Here is a 24,255-nt window from a genome sequence, read left to right as displayed (position 1 = left end):
CCCCGGCCAGGGCCGGGTGGCGCCTCTCCCGGGGGCGACCGAGATCCGAGAACGGGCTCCGGTACATTCCCGAGGATGAGTCACGAGGTCACCCTCTTCGTCAATCCCACCGCCGGACGCGGCCGGGGCGCGCACGCCGCGCAGCCGGCCGCTTCGGCCGTCCGGGCGGCCGGTTTCTCCGTACGGACCGTCGTGGGCACCGACGCGCCGGACGCGCTGGCCCGGCTCATGGCCGCCGTCCGGGAGGGCACCGGCGCGGTGATCGCGGTGGGCGGTGACGGGGTGGTCTCCCTGGCGCTGCAGGCCCTGGCCGGGACACCGGTACCGCTCGGGGTGGTGGCGGTGGGCACCGGCAACGATTTCGCCCGGGCGATGGGCCTGCCCGTACGGGAGCCGGCGCGGGCCGGGCAGCTGGCCGCCGAGGCCCTCAAGGAGAGCCGGATCCGGGAGATCGACCTGGGTCTGGTGGGCGGCGCCGACTACGAGAAGTGGTTCGGGACGGTGCTGTGCTCCGGCTTCGACTCGCGGGTCAACGACCGGGGCAACCGGATGCGGCTGCCGGTCGGCCGGTTCAAGTACGACCTGGCGATGATCGCGGAGCTGGCCGCCTTCAGGCCGTTCCCGTACCGGATCACTCTGGACGACGGGCCGGTGATCGAGACCGAGGCCACGCTGGTGGCCGTCGGCAACGGCCCCTCCTACGGCGGGGGGATGCGCATCTGCGCGGACGCCGTCCCCGACGACGGGCTCTTCGACGTCACGGTGGTCGGCGACTGCAGCCGGGCCACCCTGCTCAAGGTGTTCCCGCAGGTCTACAAGGGCCGCCACCTCGGCCATCCGAAGGTCACCGTCCACCGGGCCAGGAAGATCACCCTGGAGGCGGCGGGCCTGTCCGCGTACGCGGACGGCGAGCCGCTGGGCGTGCTGCCGGTGACCGCCGAATGCGTTCCGCGGGCCGTCCGGCTGCTCACTTAAATGATCGCGACTGTTGTCAGGGGTGGCGGGTAGGCTCGACAGCAAGATGACCGAAGAACTCTCACCCGCCGAGCGGTACGCCGCTGCCCGGATCCGCGCCGCCGAAGAGGCCTCTGCCCTGGCCCCCTTCCGCGAGATGTACGACTTCGACCTGGACCCGTATCAGGTCGAGGCATGCAAGGCGCTGGAGGCCGGCAAAGGCGTCCTCGTCGCCGCCCCGACCGGCTCGGGCAAGACCATCGTCGGCGAGTTCGCCGTGCACCTGGCCCTCCAGCAGGGCCGCAAGTGCTTCTACACGACGCCGATCAAGGCGCTGTCGAACCAGAAGTACGCCGACCTCGTCAAGCGCTACGGCGCCGACAAGGTGGGGCTGCTGACGGGCGACAACAGCGTCAACTCCGAGGCGCCGGTGGTCGTGATGACCACCGAGGTGCTCCGCAACATGCTGTACGCGGGCTCCCAGTCGCTGCGCGGCCTCGGCTACGTCGTGATGGACGAGGTCCACTACCTCTCCGACCGGTTCCGCGGAGCCGTCTGGGAGGAAGTGATCATCCACCTTCCCGAGTCGGTGACCCTGGTCTCCCTGTCAGCCACCGTGTCCAACGCCGAGGAGTTCGGCGACTGGCTGGACACCGTACGCGGCGACACCGAGGTGATCGTCTCCGAGGAGCGGCCCGTACCGCTGTGGCAGCACGTCATGGCCGGCCGCCGGATCTACGACCTCTTCGAAGAGGAGTCCGACCACGGCGGCCGCGGCTCCACGCGCCGGGAGGTCAATCCCGACCTGCTGCGCATGGCCCGCGACGAGAACAGCCGCACCTACAGTCCGAAGGACCGGCGGCGCGGCAAGATGGTCCGTGAGGCCGACCGCGAGCGCGAGCGGCGCTCCCGCGGCCGGATCTGGACCCCGTCGCGCCCCGAGGTCATCGCCCGCCTCGACAACGACGGGCTGCTGCCCGCGATCAACTTCATCTTCAGCCGGGCCGGCTGCGAGGCCGCGGTCCAGCAGTGCCTGTTCGCGGGCCTGCGGCTCAACGACGAACCCGCGCGGCTGAGGGTCCGCGAGATCGTCGAGTCGCGGACCGCCTCCATCCCCACCGAGGACCTGCACGTCCTGGGCTACTACGAGTGGCTCGAAGGGCTGGAGCGGGGCATCGCCGCCCACCACGCGGGCATGCTGCCCACCTTCAAGGAGGTCGTGGAGGAGCTCTTCGTCCGCGGCCTGGTCAAGGCCGTCTTCGCCACGGAGACCCTGGCGCTGGGCATCAACATGCCCGCGCGCACGGTGATCCTGGAGAAGCTGGTCAAGTGGAACGGCGAGCAGCACGCCGACATCACCCCCGGCGAGTACACGCAGCTGACCGGCCGGGCCGGCCGGCGCGGTATCGACGTCGAGGGCCACGCCGTGGTGCTCTGGCAGCGCGGGATGGACCCGGCCGGCCTCGCCGGTCTCGCCGGTACCCGTACGTATCCGCTGCGTTCCAGCTTCAAGCCGTCCTACAACATGGCCGTGAACCTGGTCAGCCAGTTCGGGCGGCACCGCTCGCGCGAGCTGCTGGAGACCTCCTTCGCGCAGTTCCAGGCCGACCGCTCGGTCGTCGGGATCTCCCGGCAGGTGCAGCGCAACGAGGAGGGCCTGGAGGGCTACCAGGAGGGCATGACCTGCCACCTGGGGAACTTCGAGGAGTACGCGCAGCTGCGCCGTGACCTCAAGGACCGTGAGACGGACCTGGCCAAGCAGGGCGCGGCACAGCGCCGGGTGCAGGCGGCCAGTTCGCTGGAGAAGCTCAAGCCGGGCGACATCATCCACGTGCCGACGGGCAAGTTCGCCGGGCTCGCGCTGGTCCTGGACCCGGGCGTGCCGGCCGGGCGGGTCAACGGGCACCGCGGGCACGAGTACGCCGAGGGCCCGCGCCCGCTGGTGCTCACCGCCGAACGGCAGGTCAAGCGGCTCGCCGCGATCGACTTCCCGGTCCCGGTGGAGGCGCTCGACCGGATGCGGATCCCCAAGACCTTCAACGCGCGCTCGCCGCAGTCCCGTCGGGACCTGGCGTCGCAGCTGCGGACCAAGGCCGGGCACATCACGCCGGAACGCCACTCGCGCGGCCGGGCCGCGGCCGCCGACGACCGGGAGATCGCCCGGCTGCGGAGCGAGCTGCGGGCGCATCCCTGCCACGGCTGCGACGAGCGCGAGGACCACGCCCGCTGGGCGGAGCGCTACCACCGGCTCAAGTGGGACACCCAACAGCTGGAGCGGCGGATCGAGGGCCGGACGAACACCATCGCCCGCACCTTCGACCGGATCCACGCACTGCTGACCGAGCTGGACTACCTGCGCGAGGACGAGGTCACCGTGCACGGCAAGCGGCTCGCCCGGCTGTACGGGGAGCTGGACCTGCTGGCTTCCGAATGCCTGCGTGCCAAGGTGTGGGAGGGCCTGAGCCCGGCCGAACTGGCGGCTTGCGTCTCGGCGTTGGTGTTCGAGGCGCGGCAGTCCGACGACGCGGTGGCGCCGAAGGTGCCGGGCGGCGCGGCCAAGGCGGCGCTCGGCGAGATGGTCCGGATCTGGGGCCGGCTCGACGCGCTGGAGGAGGAGCACCGCATCAACCAGGCAGAGGGCGTGGGCCAGCGCGAGCCGGACCTCGGCTTCGCGTGGGCGGCGTACCAGTGGGCCTCCGACAAGAGCCTGGACGAGGTGCTGCGCGAGGCGGAGATGCCGGCCGGTGACTTCGTGCGCTGGTGCAAGCAGGTCATCGACGTGCTCGGGCAGGTCGCGGCGGCGGCTCCGTCGGCCTCCGGCGACAGCGGGAGCACGGTGGCGCGCAATGCCCGCAAGGCCGTGGACGCGCTGCTTCGGGGTGTAGTGGCCTACAGCTCGGTCGGCTAGGCGGATTTGGGGCTTCCTCCGAGAGTGGGGATGACCCGATCTGATCTCTTGCCATGATCGAATCGGCGTGCTCTGTGCGACGATCGATGCCATGAGCGGGGAAGCGGACGATGGTCCGAGACGGGTCGGTCGGCCACGCGCCGACCGGCTGCGACCGGAGAGCGGCCGGCCGCCGCGCGAGGAACTCCTCTGCGCGGCGGCCGAGTTGTTCGCCGACCAGGGATACGCGGCGACCACCACGCGGGCCGTCGCCGAACGGGCCGGGATGCGCCAGGCCACGATGTACCACTACTTCGACGGCAAGGAGGAACTCCTCGCCGAACTGCTGGAGTCCACGGTCGCACCCTCGCTGGTGCTGGCCAGGCAGCTGCTCGCGGACGACCGGCGCTGCGCGGGGCGGCGGCTGTGGGAGCTGTGCCGCTCCGACGTCCTGCTGCTGTGCGGCGGGCCGTACAACCTGGGGGCGCTCTACCTGCTGCCCGAGCTGGGCGGCTCGCGCCTCGCGCGGTTCCGCCGGATGCGCGGGGAACTCAAGCACGCCTACCGGGTGTTGCTCGCCGGGACCCGTGTCGGCGCCGAACTGGCCGAGGACAGGGCGGGTCTGACGCTCCGGGGCGACCTCGTCTTCGGGCTCATCGAGGGCGTCATGCTGATCCACCGCACGGATCCGGATCGACCGGCGACGGTCTTCGCGGAGGCCACGGCGGACGCGGCCCTGCGCATCGCGGGCGTGGACCTGCCCGGCGACACCACCTGACCGGGCGCTACCGGCCGCCGGATCCCGCCTCCCAGCCCGCGCGGTCGTCCCAGGCCTGGAGGGTGCGGCCGCTCTCGAAGCGGTGCACGCGCGCGGTCACCGGGTCGGTGAACGCGAGTACGCGGGCCAGGAGTTGCAGAGGCCTGCGGTAGTCGTCCGGGGCCGGGTCGGTGACCTGCGGATACACCGGGTCGCCGAGGATGGGCAGGCCCAGGCTGTTCATGTGGACCCGCAGCTGGTGGGTGCGGCCGGTGTGCGGGGTCAGCCGGTAGCGGCCCAGCCCGCCCCGGGAGTCGACGAGCTCGACGAGGCTCTCGGCATTGGGTTCGCCGCCCGGCACCTCGACCGCCGCGATGACCCCGCGGGCCTTCTCGATCCGGCTGCGGACCGTACGCGGCAGGGTGCGGGCGAGCTCCGCGTCGTGGGGCGCGAGGGCCTCGTACTCCTTGTGCACCTCGCGCCGCTGGAAGAGCAGCTGATAGGCGCCGCGGTCCTCGGGCCGGACGCTGAACATCACCAGCCCCGCCGTCAGCCGGTCCAGCCGGTGCGCGGGGCTGAGGTCGGGCAGGTCCAGCTCCGTGCGGAGCCGGGCCAGGGCGGTCTCGGTGATGTGGGAGCCGCGCGGGGTGGTGGCCAGGAAGTGCGGCTTGTCCACCACCAGCAGGTGAGCGTCCCGGTGGACGACGGAGATCGGGAACGGCACCCGCGGCTCCGGCTCCATGTCCCGGTGGAACCACAGGTAGGCGCCCGGCTCGTACGGGTCCTCCGCGCGCAGGACCTGCCCGCCGGAGCCCAGCACCCGGCCCGCGGCCAGCAGAGCGGCCATGGAATCGGCGCCGCGGGTGCCGGCGTAGCGTGCCGCGAGGTAGTCGCCGAGATCCGGCCATGTCCCCTCGGGGTCGGGCGGCAGCCGCAGTCGGACCGGGTCGATGCCGGCGCGCTGGGGGAGGGGCGAGGTCGGTGGCTGGGCTCGGCGTCTCATCGGGGAACAGGCTATGCGGCTACTGCTGGGTGAAGGTGCCCAGGTGTTCGGCGTCGAGGTACTCCACGCGCAGGCTCCCGTCGGTGAAGAACACTCCGGTGCGGCCGATCGCGTTCTCGCCCTGGGTCACGAAGCTGAAGGTGTCCCCGTCGTAGTGGGTCAGCGGGAAGCGTAGGGGCTTGGGGCCGAGGGCCAGGGTGAGTGCGCCCTTGTCGTCGGCGGTCACGGTGGCCTTGCCGTAGTAGGGGTTGTCGTAGGTTCCGGTGTACGCGGCGCTGTCCTGGGCCGGCTGCGCACCCTTGGGCGGGTGGGCGTAGTCGGTGGTCGACGCGCCCGGGGCGGCGAGGGCCGCGGCGTAGGCGGAGGCGGCCAGCGGGAGCCAGTCGGTGGAGACCTTGCCGTGCTCGGCGTAGTCGAAGAAGTCCAGGGCCACGGCGTCGGGCAGGCCGACCGGGGCGCCGTTGGTCAGGACGACGATGCCGAGCTTCTCCAGCGGCAGCATGGTGACGTTGGTGTTGGCGCCGAGTTCGAAGCCGCCGGAGTGGCTCAGGCGCAGGCGGCCGGCCTGGTCGTAGCCGACGTTCCAGCCGAGACCGTAGAAGCTGGTGGTGCCGATGGCGTTGGTCGGCTGGGACACGATCTCGGGCAGGTGGGTCCGGGCGAGGGTGTCGGCGGGGATGATCCGCTTCCCGTCGAGGGTGCCGCCGGCCAGTTGCAGCCGCAGCCAGCGGGCCATGTCGGTGGCGGTGGAGCTGATACCACCGGCCGGGGACTGGGCGTCGGGGTCGCGGACGAAGCGGGGGCTCCAGGTGACGGCGCCAGTGCTGGGGTCGACCGTCTTGACGTGGGTGGAGGCGTGGTCGGGGGCGTTGATGAAGTCGGAGAACTCGGTGCTCGTACGGGTCATGCCGGCGGGCTTGAAGAGCGTGTCGGCGCTGAGCTTCTGCCAGCTGGTGCCCTTGGCGCGGGCGACGGCCTCGGCGGCCGCGGTGAGCCCGAAGTTGGTGTAGGCGTAGCTCGCCCGGAACGGGGCGAGGGGCTCCAGGCGCAGGTGGTCGAGGATGTACGCCTGGTCGTAGCCGAGGTCTTCGAGGAGGTCGCCGGCGTGGTCGGGCAGGCCGCTGCGGTGGGAGAACAGGTCGGCGGCGGTGACGTGGTCGCTCACCCAGGGGTCCTTCAGGGAGAACCCGGGCAGCGTGGTGCGGTTGTCCCACTCCTGGGGGTCGGTCAGCGCACCGGCCACGATCGTGGAGGAGACGGGCTTGGACACCGAGGCGAGCTGGAAGACGGTGTCCGGGCCGACCTTGGCGCTCTCACCGGTCCTGCGGAGCCCGTAGCCCTTGATGTGGACGACCTTGTCGTTGTGGACGACGGCCACGGAGACGCCGGGGACACCGGTGCGGCGCATCATGTCCTCGACGGTGCTGTCGAGGCGGGCCACGGCCCTGTCGACGGCGGCGTCCGAGATCTGAGGCTTCGGGGCGGGCGGTGGGGTGGGCGCGGCCGTCTCCGGCATCGCCACCGCCGCGGCGAGGAGCACCGCGGCCCCGGCTGCCCCCAGGGCGGGGAGCGTACGCATGGAGTCATTGTCCCGCCGGGGGCCGCCGGCCGCCCGTTGCCGTCCGGCGGTGGGCGGGTGCGGCGCCGTGCCGGGGGCGCTGCCCCCGGGCGCCGCGCCTCGAACGCCGGCGGGGCCGGAGAGGTGCCGGTGCGGCTCGAAGTGGCGCCGCCCGGGCTGAAACCTTTAGGCGGCCGCGCGGTGTTCCTGTTCGGCTTCCACCGAGGCGTTCCAGTCGCGCTTGATCGCGCGCCAGCCCTCGTCCGTCTCGCCCAGGCGCCAGTAGCCCGAGATCGACAGGCGCTCGCGCGGGACACCGCGCTCCATGCGCAGGTGGCGGCGCAGCTCCTTGACGAAGCCGGCCTCGCCGTGGACGAAGGCGTGGACGTCCCCCGAGGGGAACTCCATCGAGGTGACGGCCTCCACCAGGGCCTCGCCGACCGGGCGGTCGCCGCGGTGCAGCCAGATCGGGACGACGCCGTCCGGGGTGGCGACCTTCAGCTCGTCGGCCGGGCCGTCGATCTCCACGAGGGCGTGGACCCGTGCGCCCGTCGGCATCCGCTCCATCGCGGCGGCGATCGCGGGCAGGGCGCTCTCGTCGCCGACCAGCAGGTGCCAGCCGGCCACCGGGTCCGGGGCGTAGGCGCCGCCCGGGCCGAGGAAGCGTACGAGCTCGCCCGGCTGCACCCGCGCCGCCCAGGGGCCGGCCAGGCCCTCGTCGCCGTGGACCACGAAGTCGAGGGTCAGCTCCAGGTGCGCCGGGTCCCAGCCGCGTACCGTGTACGCGCGCTGGCGCGGCCACTGCGCCCGGGGGAAGTCCGCGCGGATCCGGTCCAGGTCCCACGGCGCGGGGTAGTTCACGCCGACCGGGGCGAAAAGCAGCTTCACGTAATGGTCGGTGTACTCGCCCACGCCGAACTCCCGGAGGCCCTCACCGCCCAGCACGAGTCGCACCATGTGCGGCGACAGCCGCTCGGTGCGTACGACGACGGCGGTGCCGACGGTGCGGGCGCGTCCTTCTGCCACGGTGACTCCCCTGACTCCACGAAACTTAGCCTTACCTAAGTTATCACCTCATGGGCGCAGCACGCTGCTCAGGCGAGCGACTGCGCCCCCCAGACCCCACCGATGGGCTAGCGCATCCACCAGTTCGGGCTGCGCCGGGGCCGCCGGAAGGGCCGGGTCGAACGTCGGTAGCGGCACGTCGGAGGCCACCTGGACCACCTTCGGAGCCACCGCCAGATAGGGCCGGGACTCGTCCAGCCGCTTGCGCTGCGTCGGGGTCAACTTCGACTTCGGGTCGTCGATCGCCGCGATGATTCCGGCCAGCGTGCCGTAGGCGTCCAGGAGTTTGGCGGCCGTCTTCTCGCCGATGCCGGGGACGCCCGGCAGGCCGTCGCTCGGGTCGCCGCGCAGCAGCGCCAGATCCGCGTAACCGGGCCCGTCCACCCCGTACTTCTCGCGCAGCCACGCCTCGTCGGTCACCTGCAGGGTGCCCACGCCCTTGAGCGGGTACAGCACCCGCCGCTGCCGGGCGTCGTCCACCAGCTGGTACAGGTCCCGGTCGCCGGTGACGATGTCCACCGGCCCGCTCGCGCGGGCCGTGAGCGTGCCGATCACGTCGTCCGCCTCGTACCCGGCGACCCCGACCCGGGCGATGCCGAAGGCGTCCAGTGCCGCCTCGATGATCGGCACCTGCGGGGCGAGCGTGTCCGGGGTCTCCTCCACATCGGGACCGGTCGCGGTCTCCTCGGCCACCCGGTGCGCCTTGTAGGAGGGGATCAGCTCCACCCGCCAGTGCGGCCGCCAGTCGGCGTCCATGCACGCCACCAGATCGTCCGGCCGGTGGTCCTGGACCAGCCGGCCGATGAAGTCGAGCAGTCCGCGCACGGCGTTGACCGGGGTGCCGTCGGGGGCCTTCACCGAGTCCGGCACACCGAAATAGGCGCGGTAGTAGAGGGAGGCGGTGTCCAGAAGCATCAGGCGTCGTGTCGTCACGCAGTCGATGATGCCGCAACGCACGCCGTGGACGCCCCGGCCGCCCGGACGTCCCGCACCGCGACGGACAGTGATCGCGTGGGTACGGGAACAGCCGTGCACGCGAAACCGGAGGCGGTTGCTGCGTAAGGTGCTTACAGCACACCGATGTGCGACAGACATGGGGAGGGCAGCCCCGACATGAACGACAGGGACGGCATCGACGGCACCGATGGCATGGACGGCAAGCTGAACGACAGGGACGACAAGAGCAAGGACAAGGACGGCAAGGAGCCGCTCCGGGTGGGCGTGGCCGTACGCAAGCGGCGCCGCGCGCTCCATCTCACGCTGGCCGCCGTATCGGCGCGCAGCGGCCTGTCGGTGCCCTTCCTGAGTCAGATAGAGAACGAGCGGGCCCGGCCCAGCATGCGCTCCCTGGAGCGGGTCGCGGACGCGCTGGAGACCACGGCCGTCGAGCTGCTGGCCGCCTCCGACACCGCGCGCACGGTGGACCTCGTACGGGCCGGTGACGCCTCCGGGCTCACCCCGTTCCCGGGCGTACGGCCGCTGGTGCGCGGGCACCATCAGCTGCACGCGATGGAGTTCACCGGGGACCAGGACGCCGGACGTGAGTACCAGCACCGCAACGACGAACTGATGTACGTGGTCGAGGGTGCCTGCCAGGTCGAAGCGGAAGGGCGGGCGTACCGGCTGGAGAGCGGGGACGCGCTGTTCCTGTCCGGCGGTGTGCGCCACCGCTGGCGGGCGGTCACCGAGGACACCCGGATCCTGGTCGTCGCGGTGGGCGAGCACATCCACGCGACCTCCGAGCCCCCGTCCCCGGGACACTGAGCGGCGTGCGGCGGGTCGTCTCGCTGGTGCCCTCGCTGACCGAGGCGGTGGCCGTGAGCGCGCCGGGGCTGCTGGTCGGGGTCACCGACTGGTGCACCCACCCCGGGGACCTCGGTGACGCGGTGCGGGTCGGAGGGACGAAGAACCCCGACGTACGGCGGATCACCGAGCTCCGGCCGGACCTGGTGATCGCCAACGAGGAGGAGAACCGGGCCCCCGACCTGGCGGAGCTGCGCGCGGCCGGGGTCGAGGTGCTGGTCACCGAGGTACGGGATCTGCCGCAGGCGCTGCGGGAGCTGGACCGGGTGCTCGTGGGGGCGCTGGGGCTGACGAGGCCGGGGTGGCTGGCGGACGCGGAACGTGCGTGGGGCGGGGCGGCGGCGGTCGGTGCGCGTACCGGCTCCGCCTCCGCCTCCGCGTTCGTGCCGATCTGGCGGCGGCCGTGGATGGTGCTGGGGCGGGACACCTTCGCGGGGGACCTGCTGGCGCGGCTGGGCGTGCGCAACGTCTACGCCGGTCATGCGGAGCGGTATCCCCGGGTGCCGGTGGAGGAACTGGCGGCGGCCGACTGCGATCTGGTGGTGCTGCCGGACGAGCCGTACCGCTTCACGCGGGAGGACGGCCCGGAGGCCTTCCCGGATCTACCGGCGGCCCTGGTCAGTGGTCGGCACCTGACCTGGTACGGGCCTTCGCTGGCGGAGGCGGTGGCGGTGCTGGGCGCGCAGTTGCGGGACGCGGCCGCCGGGCCGTAGCCGCTGCCGGGGCGCTGCGGTGCGGCTCCGCCGGGGCGGTGGTGGCGGGGTGCTGCCCCGGGCCCCGCGCCTCAATCGCCGGCGGGGCTGGGTTCGGCTGCGCGTACCCGGTGGCTCCCGGCAGGGATCGCTTCGGTGTGGGGCGGTGCCCCGGCGGAGTGTCTCCTCGGCTCGCGCGGTACGGCATGTCTCGGCTGTACCCGGTGGTGCGCGCTCGTCCTGCGGGGACACTCCGCCGTGTCCCCGCCCCACGGCGGTGCTTCGACAGTGCCCCGGAATCACCCCGACGCGTGGGGAGCGGGGACGGGGAGGGGTGTCCCCGCAGGACGAGCGCGCAACCACCGACCCACAGCCGAGACGTGCCCGCGTCGCGCGAGCCGAGGAGACACCCCTGCCCGGCCCCGCGGACCCGCCCGCACCGGGATCGGATCCCGCCCGGCCCTGAGGGAGCGGCCCGCACCACCCGGCCCCGCCGGCGATTGAGGCGCGGGCACCGGGGCAGCGCACCGGCACCACCGCCCGGCGGAAGTGGTCAGCCCGCGAGCAGGCGGCCTGAGAGGAGGCCGCGGAGGGTGTGGGCCGCGGCCAGGAGCCAGGCGGTCAGGAGGGCGAGGAAGAGGGCGGTGGCGAGCCAGGCGAAGGCCGTCAGGCCGGTGTGGTGGGCCAGGCCGGTGGCTCCGGTGACGCAGGTGCCGACGGGGAAGGTCAGCGCCCACCAGGTCATCGCGAAGCCCATGCCGCCCCGGGCCGCCCGTACCAGCATGGCCGTGGCCAGGGCCAGCCACAGCAGGGCGAAGCCCATCACCGGGACCCCGTAGACGACGGCGAAGGCGCCCAGCGCACCCGCGTAGGTGCCCTCGATCGACTGGGGGGCGACATCCGCGAGCTGGTTCACGGCGGTGGTGGACTGGCCGAGGGGGCCGAGGACCAGGAACAGGGTCGGGGTCAGGGCCAGGGGGAGGGGGCCGCCCACGATCAGCCGCCCGAAGATCAGGGGGAGCATCGACAGGGTGGCGAGCAGGCTGATGCCGAACATGGCGTAGCAGGCGAGCAGCAGGGTCTCGCGGGGCTGGCCGGCCGGCAGGTGGGGTATCAGCAGCGGGCCGAGGGCGGCGGAGACCATGGGCGGCACCAGGGGGAGCAGCCAGACGGCGGTGGCCTGCTTGGGCTCGACCTTGTGGCGTACGACCATCAGGTAGGGCAGGGCCACGGCCATGACCAGGCCGATCACGGTACCGACGGTGAAGAGCACGGCGTCCACGGCGACCGCGGCGCCCGTCCCGATGAGGTCCTTCCCGACGATGAGGGTGCCGCCGCCGACGGCCAGCAGGGCCATCGAGAGGCAGCCGTAGAACGGGGCGACGGCCGGGTCGAGGAGATGGGCGCGGGCCTGGTCGCGGTGGTGGAGCCAGTGCCCGGCACGGGCGGTGAGCAGCACGGCGAGGAGGACGGCGGACAGCGCCCAGACGAGCTGGCAGGCCACGCGCTGGCCGGGGAGCTGGTACGGGAGGGTCGCGCCGGCGTTGGCGAGGATCGCCGTGCCCATGACGCAGGCGTACCAGTTGGGGCCGAGATGCCGCAGCACGGGGGCCTTGTGGGCCCGGACTGCGGGTGTGGTGTGGGTGCGGGGTCGCACGAGGGTGGTGGCCATGGCTCCAGCCTCGCGCCGGGGCGGACGGGGCGGCAGAGGCCATCTCCCTATGAGGTCATAAACTGACGTTATGGGTAATGAGGAGTGGGTTCCGCTGGCACACCGGGTACCGGACCTGGGCGCGCTGGAACTGCTGCTCGCGGTCGCGCGGGTCGGCAGCCTGAGCGGCGCTGCCCGGCGCCTCGGCATCACCCAGCCCGCCGCGAGCAGCCGGATCCGGGCCATGGAGACCCGGCTCGGCGTGGCCCTGGTGGACCGCTCCCCGCGGGGGTCGACGCTCACGGCCGAGGGCGCGCTCGTCACGGACTGGGCGCGGCGGGTGGTGGAGGCGGCGGAGGCCTTCGACGCGGGGGCGCAGGCGCTGCGCGGGCGGCGGGACTCGCGGCTGCGGGTGGCCGCCAGCATGACCATCGCGGAGTACCTGCTGCCGGGCTGGTTGATCGCCCTGCGGGGGCAGCGCCCGGACACGGCGGTGTCCCTGCACGCCGGGAATTCGGCGGTGGTCGCCGAACGGGTCCTCGCGCACGAGGCCGACCTCGGGTTCGTGGAGGGGCTGACCGTGCCCGAGGGACTGGACTCGGCGGTGATCGCGCAGGACCGCTTGGTGGTGGCGGTGGCCCCCGGTCATCCGTGGGCGCGCCGTACCCGGGGGGTGGTGGCGGCGGAGCTGGCCTCGACCCCGCTGATCCTGCGCGAACGGGGGTCCGGCACGCGGCAGGTCCTGGACGCCGCGCTGGTCTCGGCCGGCGGGCTGGCCGCGCCGCTGTTGGAACTGGCGTCGACCACGGCGGTGAAGGCGGCCGCGCTCAGCGGTGCCGGGCCGTGCGTGCTGTCGGAGCTGGCGGTCGGGGACGAGTTGGGCGCACGGCGGCTGGTGGAGGTCCCCGTGTCGGGCGCGCCGCTGGACCGGGCGCTGCGGGCAGTCTGGCCGACGGGCTCCCGCCCGGCCGGCCCGGCCCGTGACCTGCTGTCCCTTACCCACCGCCGCGTCTAGGTCGGGTTGGTCCGTACGGGCGAGGGCGGATCGATTCGGCGGGGTGGGGGCGGTGACCCGGCTCCGGGACGGCGGAAAGGTGGCTCCTGCACGTTTGTCGCTCTCCCGAGGAGGACCCAGATGCGACTTCGCCATGCCGCCGTCGCCGCCTTCGGCGCTTTCACCCTGTTGCTCACGATCCCGACATCGGCCTCGGCCGCGGAGGGGCAGTTCCAGTACACCGTCACCGGGCTCGACGGCACCCCGCTGCGCGTGGTGCTCGACGACCCGCCGGGCGAGGAGTGCATCACCCTGCCGGAGGTCGCGGACCCGGGGGCCAGCAGCCCGGCGCATTCGCCGCGCAACAGGACCGACGCGACGGCGACGGTGTTCACCGAGCCCGACTGCGAGGGCGACCACTTCACCCTGCGACCCCGCACGGGCTACGGCTCGGAGCGGCTGAAGCTTCGCTCGGTCGTCTTCAGCCGCTGACGGACCAGGCGTCCGCCGGATCCCGGGAGTCCGCCGTCAGGTGGGCTCCTGGGTCGCCCGGGACTGGAGGGACTTCGTCAGGAGCGAGCCCACCACGATCAGGGCGACGCCGAGCCACCACATGTTGTCGAAGATCAGGACGACGATGCCGATCGGTACGAGCAGACCCGCCAGCGGCACCAGGAAGCCGGCCCACGGTGTGGGCTCGGGGGGTAGGCCCGCGGCCTCGCGGGCTCCTCTGGCGCGGGCCACGTCCGGGTACCAGACGGTGAACTTCACCGCGGCGACGATCGCCAGGATCTGGACGACCCAGCCGGTCCAGATGTTGTTCGGGTTGTGCAGGACCAGATCCCCGAAGGCCCCGGCGGCGGCCGCCACGAGGAAGGCGATGCCCCAGGCCCCCGTGATCATGTAGTTGGTCCGTAGGAAGCCGCGGGTGTGCCAGAGCGACGGATCGACCTGCTCGCGGGCGTACTGGAGGGTGAACGGCGTCCGGACCGCCATCGAGCCGAAGGCGATCACCGCCAGCGCGATGTTGGCGACCTCGCCGGCGTAGGTCTCCAGCCAGTTCAGGGTCCCCTCGCTCGCCAAGGCCCCGATCACGGCCATGGTGGCGAAGAAGGTGATGTCGGCCAGCTCCAACAGCTTCCAGGAGCTGCCGCGGTTGACCAGGTGGGTCACCGCGGTCAGGGCGATCGACACCGCGAGGGCCAGTCCGACCGCGAGCTCGAACCGTCCCGGGCCGACCAGCAGCGAGAAGATGATCCACGGCGCCATGCCCACGACCGGGTTCTCCAGGAACCCGGCCACCGGCCCGGACGCCGCCTTGCCGTGTGCCTCGGTACTCACCCATCCAGGGTGCGCGCCCGACGACCGGAGGGCCATTCGTGCGCGGGCAGGGGAGGCGGGAGGGCCGGCCGCGGGGCCCCGGCGCCGGGGAAGGTGCCGGGCCCCCGCGGCCGGCGGTCGGTCAGCCCACCGGTACCGCGGTACGGACGGAGGCCGCCTCGACGAGGGCGGACATCACCCGCGTGTCCTTGTCCCGCTCCGGGTGCCACTGGACGCCCAGCACCCACCGCTCGGGGTCGGGCAGTTCGATCGCCTCCACCGTGCCGTCGACCGCGTGGGCCGAGACGACCAGGCCGCGGCCCAGCCGGTCGACGGCCTGGTGGTGGTAGGTCGGGACCTGCGCCTCCTCCGGGACCAGGTCCGCGTAGCGGGTGCCCGGGACCGGGCGGACCGGGTGCCAGGACATGACGCCCGGGGTGTCGACGTGTCCGTCGATGTGCTGGAGGAGCGTGCCGCCGAGGGCCACGTTCAGGGCCTGCATGCCCCGGCAGATGCCGAGGACAGGCAGGTCGGCGTCGAGCGCCGCCGCGATCAGCGCCAGCTCCCAGTGGTCGCGGACCGTGGCGGGGGCGCCCGTACGGGAGTCGCGTACGGCTCCGTAGTGCAGCGGGTCCAGGTCCGGTCCGCCCGCGACGACCAGGCCGTCCACCCGGCTCAGCACCTCCGCCGCCGACCCGGGCTCGTCCGGCGGGAGCAGCACGGCGGCGCCGCCCGCCGCCTGGACGAGTTCGTGGTACCCGGTCGGTACGAGGGATGTCGGGAGGTCCCACACGCCGTAGCGGGTGGAATCCTCGACGTAGGTGGTGATGCCGATGAGCGGCCTGGGCACGTTCGATACCTCCGGAAGGGGGTGGGGCGGACGGTGACAGGGTTTCAGTCGCGGGTCAGTTCCGCCTCGGCTTCCGCGAGAGCCGCGAACTCCTCCTCCGGGGCCGAGGCCACCAGGTGGTGGCGACTGTAGAAGGCGAAGTAGGCCAGGGCGACGGCGTACACGGCGAGCGCGATGAACGCCGCGTCCTTGTCCACCAGGAAGGTGGCGACCAGGGCCGACAGGGCGAGCGTGAAGGCCACCGAGGAGGTCAGGATCCCGCCCGGGGTGCGGTACGGGCGCTCCAGGTCCGGCTCCCGGCGGCGCAGCACGATGTGCGAGAGGGCCATCAGGGCGTAGGAGATGGTGGCGCCGAACACCGCGATGTTGAGCATGCGGGCGCCGTTGCCGGTGGCTGCGGCGAGGGCGAAGCCGATGGCGCCGGGGATGATCAGCCCCAGGTACGGGGCCTTGCGCTTCGAGGTGAGCGACAGGAAGCGGGGCAGGTAGCCGGCGCGGGAGAGGGCGAAGAGCTGGCGGGAGCCCGCGTAGATGAGGGAGAAGAAGGAGGCCACCAGGCCGGCCAGGCCCGCGTAGTTCACGAAGCGGCTGAGCGCGGTCGGGCCGCCGTCCCCTTCCAGGGCCACGACCAGCGGGTTGCCCGCGGCCTTGACGGCGTCGGCGCCCTGGGCGCCGGTCGCGGCGAAGAAGGTGATCAGGGCGAGCAGCGCGAGGATGCCCATGGAGATGGAGAGGGCCTTCGGCATGGAGCGGACCGGGTCCTTGGCCTCCTCGGCCGCCAGCGGTACGCCCTCGACGCCGAGGAAGAACCACATGCCGAAGGGGAACGCGGCCCAGATGCCCAGCACGCCGAGCGGGAGCCAGGAGTTGGAGCCGAAGGCGTCGGCGTCGACGGGGATGTCGTTCAGGCCGGAGGCGTCGAATTCGGTGAAGGCCCCCACCGCGAAGATCAGCAGCGCGGCGACGGCGATCGCGGTCACGACGAGGCTGAAGCGCAGCGCCTCGCCGACGCCCCAGAGGTGGACGCCGATGAAGATGACGAAGCAGCCGAGGTAGACGGGCCAGCTGGAGGTGAGTCCGAAGAGGCCGAGGGATTCGACGTAGTCGCCGATGAAGATGACGATCGCGGCCGGGGCCAGGATGTATTCGATCAGGATGGCGGTGCCGGTGAGGAAGCCGCCCCACGGGCCGAGCGCGCGGCGGGCGAAGCCGTAGCCGCCGCCGGCCGTCGGCAGGATGGTGGACAGCTCGGCGAGCGAGAAGACCAGACAGGCGTACATCGCGCCCATGAGGACGGTGGCGATGGCGAGGCCGCCGAAGCCGCCCTTGTCGAGGCCGACGTTCCAGCCGGAGAAGTCCCCGGAGACGACATAGGCGACGCCGAGACCGGTGAGGAGCAGCCAGCCGGCGCTGCCGCGGCGCAGCGTCCGGCGCGCGAGGTACTCGTCGGGGCTGCCCCCGCCGTCGGGGGATGTGGTGGGTGCGGGTACGGCGGCGAGCCGTGCCTCGATGTCGTCGGCCATCGTGCGCTCCTGCCTCAGGCAATGGTTGTGGGGCGTACCTTTGCCTTAGAGCGGTGGAGTGCGCAAGACCTCTGCGTTAAACAGAAGTTACGAAACCCTCTCGGGCGGCCCCCCGGTGCCGCTCAGGCCAGGAAGCCTCGCAGCAGCGCCGCCGTGCCGCAGCAGTGCTCGCGCATGGTCTCCCGGGCCCGGGTCGCGTCGCCCGCCAGCACCGCCTCCACCAGCGTGCTGTGCTGCTGCTGGGAGTGCTCCAGGTTGCGTACGAGCAGCGGGATGCAGTCCAGCAGGTCGTTCACGCCGGCCCGGACGGCCGCGTACTGGGCCGTCAGGGTGGCGGATCCGGCCAGTTCGCACAGGGTCAGGTGGAAGAGCGTGTCCTGCCGACGGTAGTCGGCGAGCGGGGCGTCGTGGGTGGCGGCCAGGGCGCCGAGCAGTCGTTCGGTGCCCTCCTCGGTCAGGCCCTGGGAGGCGCACAGCCCGGCCGCTCCCACCTCCAGGACCTCGCGGAACCGCAGGACGTCCTCGATGTCCACCCCCGCGACACGCCGGCGCAGCTCCTCCTCGGCGCCGCCGGCCGGGGTGTCGGGGCGGGGCAGCACGAACGTTCCGCCGTACCGCCCGCGCCGGGCCTCCACCAGTCCCTGGTCCTGCAGCACCTTCAGCACCTCGCGCAGGGTGACCCGGCTGATCCCCATCCGTTCGGCCAGCTCACGCTCGGGCGGCAGCCGTTCGCCGCCCGGCACCAGACCCAGCCGGACCACCTGCAGGATCTGCTCCAGCGCCTCCTCGAAACCGTTGCCCGCCCGCACCTGCCGCAGTACGGGATTCAGTCGCGCGATGGCGTCACCTTCGCTCGCCGTATCGGTCATCTCGGCTCCTCCCCTTCCCAAGCAATGGTTCTATTCAATACCTTAGGCCTCCTCGGCTCACCGAAGGAGAGATTCCAGTGGTAGACCGCAAGCCGCCGCTCGCGCCCGAGGAGCTCCGCTCCCTCGTCGCCAGCGGTGAGATCGACACAGTCGTCCTGGCCTTCCCCGACATGCAGGGGCGGCTCCAGGGCAAGCGGTTCGCCGCACAGTTCTTCCTCGACGAGGTCCTCGAGCACGGTACCGAGGGCTGCAACTACCTCCTCGCCGTCGATACCGACATGAACACCGTCGACGGTTACGAGATGTCCTCCTGGGACCGGGGCTACGGCGACTTCGCCATGCACCCCGACCTGGCCACCCTGCGCCGCATCCCCTGGAACCCGGGCAGCGCCTTCCTGCTCGCCGACCTCGCCTGGAACGACGGCTCGCCCGTCGTCGCCGCCCCCCGGCAGATCCTGCGCCGCCAGCTGGAGCGCCTCGCCGAGCACGGGTACACCGCGATGGTCGGTACCGAGCTGGAGTTCATGGTCTTCCAGGACACCTACGAGCAGGCCTGGAACTCGGGCTACCGCGACCTGACCCCGGCCAACCAGTACAACATCGACTACTCCGTCCTCGGGACCGGCCGCATCGAACCCCTGCTGCGTCGGATCCGCAACGAGATGCAGACCGCGGGCCTGATCGTCGAGTCGGCCAAGGGGGAGTGCAACCTCGGCCAGCACGAGATCGCCTTCCGCTACGACGAGGCGCTCACCACCTGCGACCAGCACTCCGTCTACAAGACCGGAGCCAAGGAGATCGCCTCCCAGGAAGGTGTCTCGCTCACCTTCATGGCGAAGTTCGACGAGCGCGAGGGCAACTCCTGTCATATCCACCTCTCGCTGGCCGACGCCGACGGACGCAACGCGATGGCCGGGGACGGCCCGGGCGGAATGTCACCGGTGATGCGGCACTTCCTGGCCGGCCAGCTGGCCGCGCTGCGCGACTTCTCCCTTCTCTACGCCCCCAACATCAATTCGTACAAGCGTTTCCGGCCGGGATCCTTCGCGCCGACCGCCGTCGCCTGGGGCGTCGACAACCGGACCTGCGCCCTCCGGGTCGTCGGCCACGGCCGCTCCATGCGCTTCGAGAACCGCCTCCCCGGCGGCGACGTCAACCCCTACCTCGCCGTCTCCGGCCTGGTCGCGGCCGGGCTCTACGGCATCGAGAACCGCCTGGAGCTCCCCGAGGCCTGCGGCGGGAACGCCTACACCTCCGACTACGCCCACGTCCCCGCCACCCTGCGCGAGGCCGCGGAGCTCTGGGAGAACAGCGAGATCGCCAAGGCCGCCTTCGGCCCCGAAGTGGTCGCGCACTACCGGAACATGGCCCGCGTGGAACTCGACGCCTACGACTCCGCGGTGACCGACTGGGAGCTGCGCCGCTCCTTCGAACGCCTGTAGCCACCGCACACCATCGAACGAAACTGTGAGGCACCACGTGTCCGATGAGCCGGCCCCCTTCGAACTACGAGTGTTGAATCCGGCCACCGAGGAAACCGTCGCCATCGTCCCGGCCGCCACACGGGACGATGTCGACGCCGCCGTCGCCCGGGCCGCCGCGGCCCAGCGCGCCTGGGCGACGGCCGCCCCCGCCGACCGGGCCCGGCTGCTGCGCCGCTTCGCCGCGGTCGTCGACGGCCACATCGAGGAACTGGCCCAGCTGGAGGTCCGCGAGGCCGGCCACACCATCGGCAACGCCCGCTGGGAAGCCGGCAACGTACGCGACCTCCTCGACTTCGCCGCCGGGGGAGTGGAACGGCTCTCCGGCCGCCAGATCCCCGTCGCCGGCGGCATCGACGTCACCTTCCTCGAACCCCTCGGCGTCATCGGCGTGATCGCCCCGTGGAACTTCCCCATGCCGATCGCCGCCTGGGGCCTGGCCCCCGCCCTCGCCGCCGGCAACGCCGTCATCCTCAAGCCCGCCGAGACCACCCCGCTGACCGCGCTGCGCCTCGCCGAACTCGCCCTCGAGGCCGGGATCCCCGAACACCTCTTCCAGGTGCTCCCCGGCCGCGGTGACGTCGCCGGCGACGCCCTCGTCGAACACCCCGGCGTCGCGAAGATCGTCTTCACCGGGTCCACCCGCGTCGGCAAGCAGATCATGGCCAAGTGCGCCGACCGGGTGAAGCGCGTCACCCTCGAACTCGGCGGCAAGAGCCCCAACATCGTCTTCGCCGACGCCGACCTCGAAGCGGCGGCCGCCGCCGCCCCCATGGCCTTCCTCGACAACACCGGCCAGGACTGCTGCGCCCGCACCCGGATCCTCGTACAGCGCTCCGCCTACGACCGCTTCCTGGAGCTCGTCGCCCCCGGCATCGCGGCCGTGACCGTGGGCGACCCGCTCGACGAGAAGACGCAGATGGGCCCGCTGATCTCACGGACCCAGCTGGACCGCGTACGGTCCTTCGTCACCGACGACCTCACCGCGATCCGCGGCACCACCCCCGAAGGCCCCGGCTTCTGGTACCCGCCCACCCTCGTCACGGACGTCGCCCCCACCGCGCCCGTGGCCACCGAGGAGGTCTTCGGGCCGGTCGCCGTCGTCCTGCCCTTCGAGGACGAGGAGGACGCCGTACGCCTGGCCAACGCGACCGACTACGGCCTCTCCGGCTCCCTGTGGACCCGCGACATCGGGCGCGCGCTGCGCGTCTCGCGCGCCGTCGCCGCCGGCAACCTGTCCGTCAACTCCCACAGCAGCGTCCGCTACTGGACCCCCTTCGGTGGCTACAAGCAGTCCGGACTCGGCCGCGAGCTCGGACCCGACGCCCTCACCGCTTTCACCGAGACCAAGAACGTCTTCATCAGCACGGAGGCCTGAAGCACATGTCCAACGAAGAGATCGTCTGCCGCCGCCTGGTCGGCCGCACCGCCGTCATCACCGGAGCCGGCAGCGGCATCGGCCTCGCCACCGCCCGCCGCCTGGCCTCCGAGGGCGCCAACATCGTGTGCGCGGACATCGACGAGACCGCCGGCAAGGCCGCGGCCGAGGAGGTCGGCGGCACCTTCGTCAAGGTCGACGTCACCAGCCCCGAGGAGGTCGAGGCGCTCTTCAAGACGGCCTTCGACACCTACGGCTCCGTGGACATCGCCTTCAACAACGCGGGCATCTCGCCCCCGGACGACGACTCCATCCTGACCACCGGCCTGGAGGCCTGGAAGCGCGTCCAGGACGTCAACCTCACCTCCGTCTACCTGTGCTGCAAGGCTGCCCTGCCCTACATGCAGCGCCAGGGCCGCGGCTCCATCATCAACACCGCCTCCTTCGTCGCCATCATGGGCGCCGCCACCTCCCAGATCTCCTACACCGCCTCCAAGGGCGGGGTGCTCGCGATGTCCCGCGAGCTCGGCGTGCAGTTCGCCCGCGAAGGCATCCGCGTCAACGCCCTGTGCCCGGGGCCCGTGAACACCCCGCTGCTGCAGGAACTGTTCGCCAAGGACCCCGAGCGCGCGGCCCGCCGCCTCGTCCACATCCCGCTGGGCCGCTTCGCCGAGCCCACCGAGATCGCCGCCGCCGTCGCCTTCCTCGCCAGCGACGACTCCTCCTTCATCAACGCCACCGACTTCCTCGTCGACGGCGGCATCTCCGGCGCGTACGTCACCCCGCTGTAGGCCGCGCCACCACCGCATCCCGACCGGCCGGGCACCGCGAGGTGCCCGGCCGGTCCCTTCGGGCTGTCCCGATCCTCGAAGGAGCAGCATGCGCAGAACCTGGGCAGCACCCCTCGCACTCGTGGCCGTCACCGGATCCGGCCTCCTGGCCGCCCCACCGGCCGAGGCCGCGCACCCACCCTGCCCCCGGGTCACCCTCGGCACCGGCTGGTACGGGGACAACCAGGCCCGCCTCCAACAGCTCATCGACCGGTACGGCGCATGCGGCCCGTACCGTACCGGGCGCACCAAGCCCGTCGCCGTCTTCGACTGGGACAACACCGTCGTCAAGAACGACGTCGGCGACGCCACCATGTTCTGGCTCCTGCGCAACGGCCGGATCCGTCAGCCCGCCGCCCGGGACTGGTCCACCACCAGCCGCCACCTCACCCCCGCCGCCACGAAGGCCTTGGCCGACGCCTGCGCCGGGCTCGCCCGCCCCGGCACCCCCCTGCCCACCGGAACCCCCGCCGGAGCGGCCTGCGCCGACGAGATCAACGCCGTCTACGGCACCGCCGCGACCCGTACCGGAGCCCCCGCCTTCACCGGCTGGGACCGCCGCACCACCGAGCCCTCGTACGCCTGGCTGCCCCAGCTGATGCAGGGCTGGACCGCCCGGGAGATCCGCGGCTTCGCCGCCGCCGCCCGCACCGAGAACCTCGCCGCGCCCGTCGGAGCCACGCAGCGGGTCGGCACCACGACCACCGCCACCGGCTGGGTCCGCTACTACGACCAGCAGAAGGACCTGATCAAGAAGCTCCGGAAGGCCGGCTTCGACGTCTGGATCAGCTCCGCCTCCCCGCAGCCCGTGGTCGAGGTCTGGGCCCAAGGCGTCGGCATCGAGACCGACCACGTCATCGGCATCCGCAACACCACCACGTACGACGGCACGTTCACCGCCCACCTCAAGGGCTGCGGATCCGTCCGGGACGGCGCCGACACGATGATCACCTACATCGACGGCAAGCGCTGCTGGATCAACAAGGAGATCTTCGGCGTACGCGGCGCGGCCGCCGAGCGGATCCAGCCCGCCGCCCGCCGCCAGGTGTTCGCCGCCGGGGACTCCGACACCGACATCTCCTTCCTGCGCGACGCCACCGCCCTACGACTCGTCGTGAACCGCAACAAGAACGAGCTGATGTGCCGGGCGTACGACAACGGCGACGGCCGCTGGATCGTCAACCCCATGTTCATCGAACCCAAGAAGCGCAGGACCGACCCCTACCCGTGCGCGACGACCGGCTACGTCGACCACGACGGCACCAAGGGCCCGGTCCTGCGCGGCGACCGCAGCGTCGTCCCCGACCAGGCCGACACCGTGTACTAGAGGAAGGTCCGCCCCTCGCCACGGTAGGTCGGGACGCTGTCGGTGACCCGATCGCCCTCGATCAGGTGCAGGGTGTCGAACCGCTCGCACAGTTCGCCCGCCTTCGCGTGCCGGAACCAGACCCGGTCGCCGATCAGCAGATCGTCGGCCGGGCTCCCCAGCAGCGGGGTCTGCACCTCGCCCGCTCCCTCCTGGGGGTCGTAGCGCAGCCCCTGGGGCAGGTAAGGGACCGGCAGCCGGTCCGCCCCCGCCGCGCCGGAGGCCGGATAGCCACCCCCGAGCACCGTCACCACACCCACCCCCGGCCTGCGCACCACGGGCTGCGCGAACAGGGCCGCCGGACGCCCGCTGAACGACGTGTAGTTGTCGAACAGCCGGGGCACGTACAGGCCCGAACCCGCCGCGATCTCGGTCACCGCGTCCTCGGCGGCCGTCTGCTGCACACTGCCCGTACCGCCGCCGTTGACGAACTCCAGGTCCGGTACGACGGCCCGCACGGCCCGCACCACCTCGGCCCGCCGCGCCGCCAGCTCCTTGCGGGCCGCACCCTGCATCAGCCGGATCGTCCGGGACCGCAGCGGGCGACCCGCCAGCGAGTCCCCGACCCCGGCGACATGACCCTCGTACGCCATCAGCCCCACGACCCGGAACCCGGGCCGGGCGGCCACCGCGTGGGCCAGCTCGGCCAGTTGCGCGGGCTCGCGCAGCGGAGAGCGGCGGGCGCCGATCCGTACCCGGCCGCCGAACAGCCGCAGCGCCGTGTCCAGCTCCAGACAGACCCGGATCTCCTCGGCGCCGCCGTCCCGGGCCGCGTCGATCAGGTCCAGCTGCGCGAGGTCGTCCACCATGACCGTGACGGCGCCGGCCAGTTTGGCGTCGCTCGCCAGCTCGCCGAAGCCGGCCCGGTCGGCGGAGGGGTAGGCGAGGAGCACGTCCTCGAACCCGGACCGGGCCAGCCAGAGCGACTCGGCGAGGGTGTACGACATGATTCCGGCGAACCCGGGGCGGGCCAGGACCCGTTCCAGCAGCGCACGGCACCGGACCGACTTGCTCGCGACCCGGACCGGCTTGCCGGCGGCGCGGCGGACGAGATCGTCGGCGTTGGCGTCGAAGGCGTCGAGATCCACGATGGCCAGCGGCGCGTCCAGGTGCGCGGTCGCCCGGTCGTACCGGGCGCGGTCGGAGGCGGCGGAGTTCATGGGCGGCAGCTTGCCAGAGGTCTCTACCGGTGGGTAGATCCCCGGCACTTCCTCCGGGCCCTGCGGCGTCTGGCGGAGCCCGAGGCGGAACGGGGCTCCGCCCCGGACCCCGCG

21 protein-coding genes are annotated in these 24,255 nt (G+C 72.4%); 11 read left to right on the top strand and 10 right to left on the bottom strand.

All coding sequences use genetic code 11. The annotated features are described in order from the left end of the window. The first annotated feature begins 75 nt into the window (after positions 1–75). The 3 genes from BCL76_RS20525 to BCL76_RS20515 all read left to right on the top strand — a co-directional run bounded on the left by BCL76_RS20525 (position 76) and on the right by BCL76_RS20515 (position 4,619). Positions 76–975 carry a diacylglycerol kinase gene (locus tag BCL76_RS20525; protein ID WP_109780912.1) on the top strand — a complete coding sequence of 300 codons (900 nt, stop codon included), beginning with the start codon at positions 76–78 and terminating at the stop codon, positions 973–975. Positions 976–1,021: 46 nt separating this feature from the next. Then, complete coding sequence (locus BCL76_RS20520; protein ID WP_109781051.1) at positions 1,022–3,862, top strand: DEAD/DEAH box helicase; 2,841 nt, start codon at positions 1,022–1,024, stop codon at positions 3,860–3,862. A 91-nt stretch (positions 3,863–3,953) separates the two neighbouring features. After that, on the top strand, positions 3,954–4,619 hold the full coding sequence (locus tag BCL76_RS20515; RefSeq protein WP_109780911.1) for a TetR/AcrR family transcriptional regulator: 666 nt from the start codon (positions 3,954–3,956) through the stop codon (positions 4,617–4,619). 7 nt (positions 4,620–4,626) lie between these two features. Here BCL76_RS20515 and BCL76_RS20510 read toward each other — a convergent pair whose 3' ends face one another. The 4 genes from BCL76_RS20510 to BCL76_RS20495 all read right to left on the bottom strand — a co-directional run bounded on the left by BCL76_RS20510 (position 4,627) and on the right by BCL76_RS20495 (position 9,139). Next, positions 4,627–5,601, bottom strand: coding sequence for an RluA family pseudouridine synthase (locus tag BCL76_RS20510; RefSeq protein WP_109780910.1), 975 nt, complete (start codon positions 5,599–5,601; stop codon positions 4,627–4,629). A 19-nt stretch (positions 5,602–5,620) separates the two neighbouring features. Then, the gene (locus BCL76_RS20505) at positions 5,621–7,180 is read right to left on the bottom strand and encodes a serine hydrolase (RefSeq protein WP_109780909.1); all 1,560 of its coding nucleotides are present in this window, start codon (positions 7,178–7,180) and stop codon (positions 5,621–5,623) included. Between the two features lie 165 nt (positions 7,181–7,345). After that, positions 7,346–8,185, bottom strand: a complete 840-nt coding sequence (locus BCL76_RS20500; protein WP_109780908.1) for a siderophore-interacting protein — start codon at positions 8,183–8,185, stop codon at positions 7,346–7,348. Positions 8,186–8,233: 48 nt separating this feature from the next. Beyond that, a complete protein-coding gene (locus BCL76_RS20495) occupies positions 8,234–9,139 on the bottom strand; it encodes a 5'-3' exonuclease (protein ID WP_109780907.1) in 906 nt (301 codons plus the stop codon). 234 nt (positions 9,140–9,373) lie between these two features. Here BCL76_RS20495 and BCL76_RS20490 point away from each other — a divergent pair, with 234 nt between their 5' ends. Together BCL76_RS20490 and BCL76_RS20485 are read left to right on the top strand one after the other, a co-directional pair. Next, positions 9,374–9,988 (top strand): helix-turn-helix domain-containing protein, encoded by a 615-nt coding sequence (locus BCL76_RS20490; RefSeq protein WP_051774094.1) that lies wholly within the window; start codon positions 9,374–9,376, stop codon positions 9,986–9,988. Next, positions 9,985–10,740, top strand: coding sequence for a helical backbone metal receptor (locus BCL76_RS20485; protein ID WP_109780906.1), 756 nt, complete (start codon positions 9,985–9,987; stop codon positions 10,738–10,740). The genes BCL76_RS20490 and BCL76_RS20485 overlap by 4 nt, the downstream gene beginning before the upstream one ends. A 532-nt stretch (positions 10,741–11,272) precedes the next feature. Here the strand turns inward: BCL76_RS20485 and BCL76_RS20480 are convergent. Next, the gene (locus BCL76_RS20480) at positions 11,273–12,391 is read right to left on the bottom strand and encodes a TDT family transporter (RefSeq protein ID WP_109780905.1); all 1,119 of its coding nucleotides are present in this window, start codon (positions 12,389–12,391) and stop codon (positions 11,273–11,275) included. A 70-nt stretch (positions 12,392–12,461) separates the two neighbouring features. Here BCL76_RS20480 and BCL76_RS20475 point away from each other — a divergent pair, with 70 nt between their 5' ends. Continuing rightward, positions 12,462–13,385 (top strand): LysR family transcriptional regulator, encoded by a 924-nt coding sequence (locus BCL76_RS20475; protein ID WP_109780904.1) that lies wholly within the window; start codon positions 12,462–12,464, stop codon positions 13,383–13,385. Positions 13,386–13,505: 120 nt separating this feature from the next. Beyond that, on the top strand, positions 13,506–13,856 hold the full coding sequence (locus BCL76_RS20470; protein ID WP_109780903.1) for a hypothetical protein: 351 nt from the start codon (positions 13,506–13,508) through the stop codon (positions 13,854–13,856). Positions 13,857–13,892: 36 nt separating this feature from the next. On the opposite strand, the gene BCL76_RS20465 is transcribed toward BCL76_RS20470, so the two are convergent. The 4 genes from BCL76_RS20465 to BCL76_RS20450 all read right to left on the bottom strand — a co-directional run bounded on the left by BCL76_RS20465 (position 13,893) and on the right by BCL76_RS20450 (position 17,926). Further along, positions 13,893–14,705: a hypothetical protein gene (locus tag BCL76_RS20465; RefSeq protein ID WP_258309810.1), complete on the bottom strand. Its 813-nt coding sequence runs from the start codon at positions 14,703–14,705 to the stop codon at positions 13,893–13,895. 121 nt (positions 14,706–14,826) lie between these two features. Continuing rightward, positions 14,827–15,534, bottom strand: coding sequence for a gamma-glutamyl-gamma-aminobutyrate hydrolase family protein (locus tag BCL76_RS20460; RefSeq protein WP_109780901.1), 708 nt, complete (start codon positions 15,532–15,534; stop codon positions 14,827–14,829). A 44-nt stretch (positions 15,535–15,578) separates the two neighbouring features. Then, entirely contained in the window at positions 15,579–17,057 is a 1,479-nt protein-coding gene (gene eat, locus BCL76_RS20455) for an ethanolamine permease (protein WP_258309809.1), read from the bottom strand. A gap of 122 nt (positions 17,058–17,179) precedes the next feature. Next, on the bottom strand, positions 17,180–17,926 hold the full coding sequence (locus tag BCL76_RS20450; RefSeq protein WP_109780900.1) for a FadR/GntR family transcriptional regulator: 747 nt from the start codon (positions 17,924–17,926) through the stop codon (positions 17,180–17,182). A 77-nt stretch (positions 17,927–18,003) separates the two neighbouring features. On the opposite strand from BCL76_RS20450, the gene BCL76_RS20445 reads away from it, so the two are divergent. The 4 genes from BCL76_RS20445 (at position 18,004) to BCL76_RS20430 (ending at position 22,942) form a co-directional block, all read left to right on the top strand. Beyond that, positions 18,004–19,368: a glutamine synthetase family protein gene (locus BCL76_RS20445; protein ID WP_109780899.1), complete on the top strand. Its 1,365-nt coding sequence runs from the start codon at positions 18,004–18,006 to the stop codon at positions 19,366–19,368. Between the two features lie 37 nt (positions 19,369–19,405). Then, entirely contained in the window at positions 19,406–20,785 is a 1,380-nt protein-coding gene (locus tag BCL76_RS20440; RefSeq protein ID WP_109780898.1) for an aldehyde dehydrogenase family protein, read from the top strand. Positions 20,786–20,790: 5 nt separating this feature from the next. Beyond that, the gene (locus tag BCL76_RS20435; protein WP_030765496.1) at positions 20,791–21,576 is read left to right on the top strand and encodes a 3-oxoacyl-ACP reductase; all 786 of its coding nucleotides are present in this window, start codon (positions 20,791–20,793) and stop codon (positions 21,574–21,576) included. Between the two features lie 88 nt (positions 21,577–21,664). Then, positions 21,665–22,942 carry a haloacid dehalogenase-like hydrolase gene (locus BCL76_RS20430; RefSeq protein ID WP_109780897.1) on the top strand — a complete coding sequence of 426 codons (1,278 nt, stop codon included), beginning with the start codon at positions 21,665–21,667 and terminating at the stop codon, positions 22,940–22,942. Here the strand turns inward: BCL76_RS20430 and BCL76_RS20425 are convergent. Further along, positions 22,939–24,141: an amino acid deaminase/aldolase gene (locus BCL76_RS20425; protein ID WP_109780896.1), complete on the bottom strand. Its 1,203-nt coding sequence runs from the start codon at positions 24,139–24,141 to the stop codon at positions 22,939–22,941. The genes BCL76_RS20430 and BCL76_RS20425 overlap by 4 nt on opposite strands. Positions 24,142–24,255: the final 114 nt, after the last annotated feature.

Source organism: Streptomyces sp. CG 926, assembly GCF_003148825.1.
Classification (GTDB): domain Bacteria; phylum Actinomycetota; class Actinomycetes; order Streptomycetales; family Streptomycetaceae; genus Streptomyces.
Note: the sequence above shows the minus strand (reverse complement) of the source record. Positions and strands in the feature narration are given on the sequence as shown.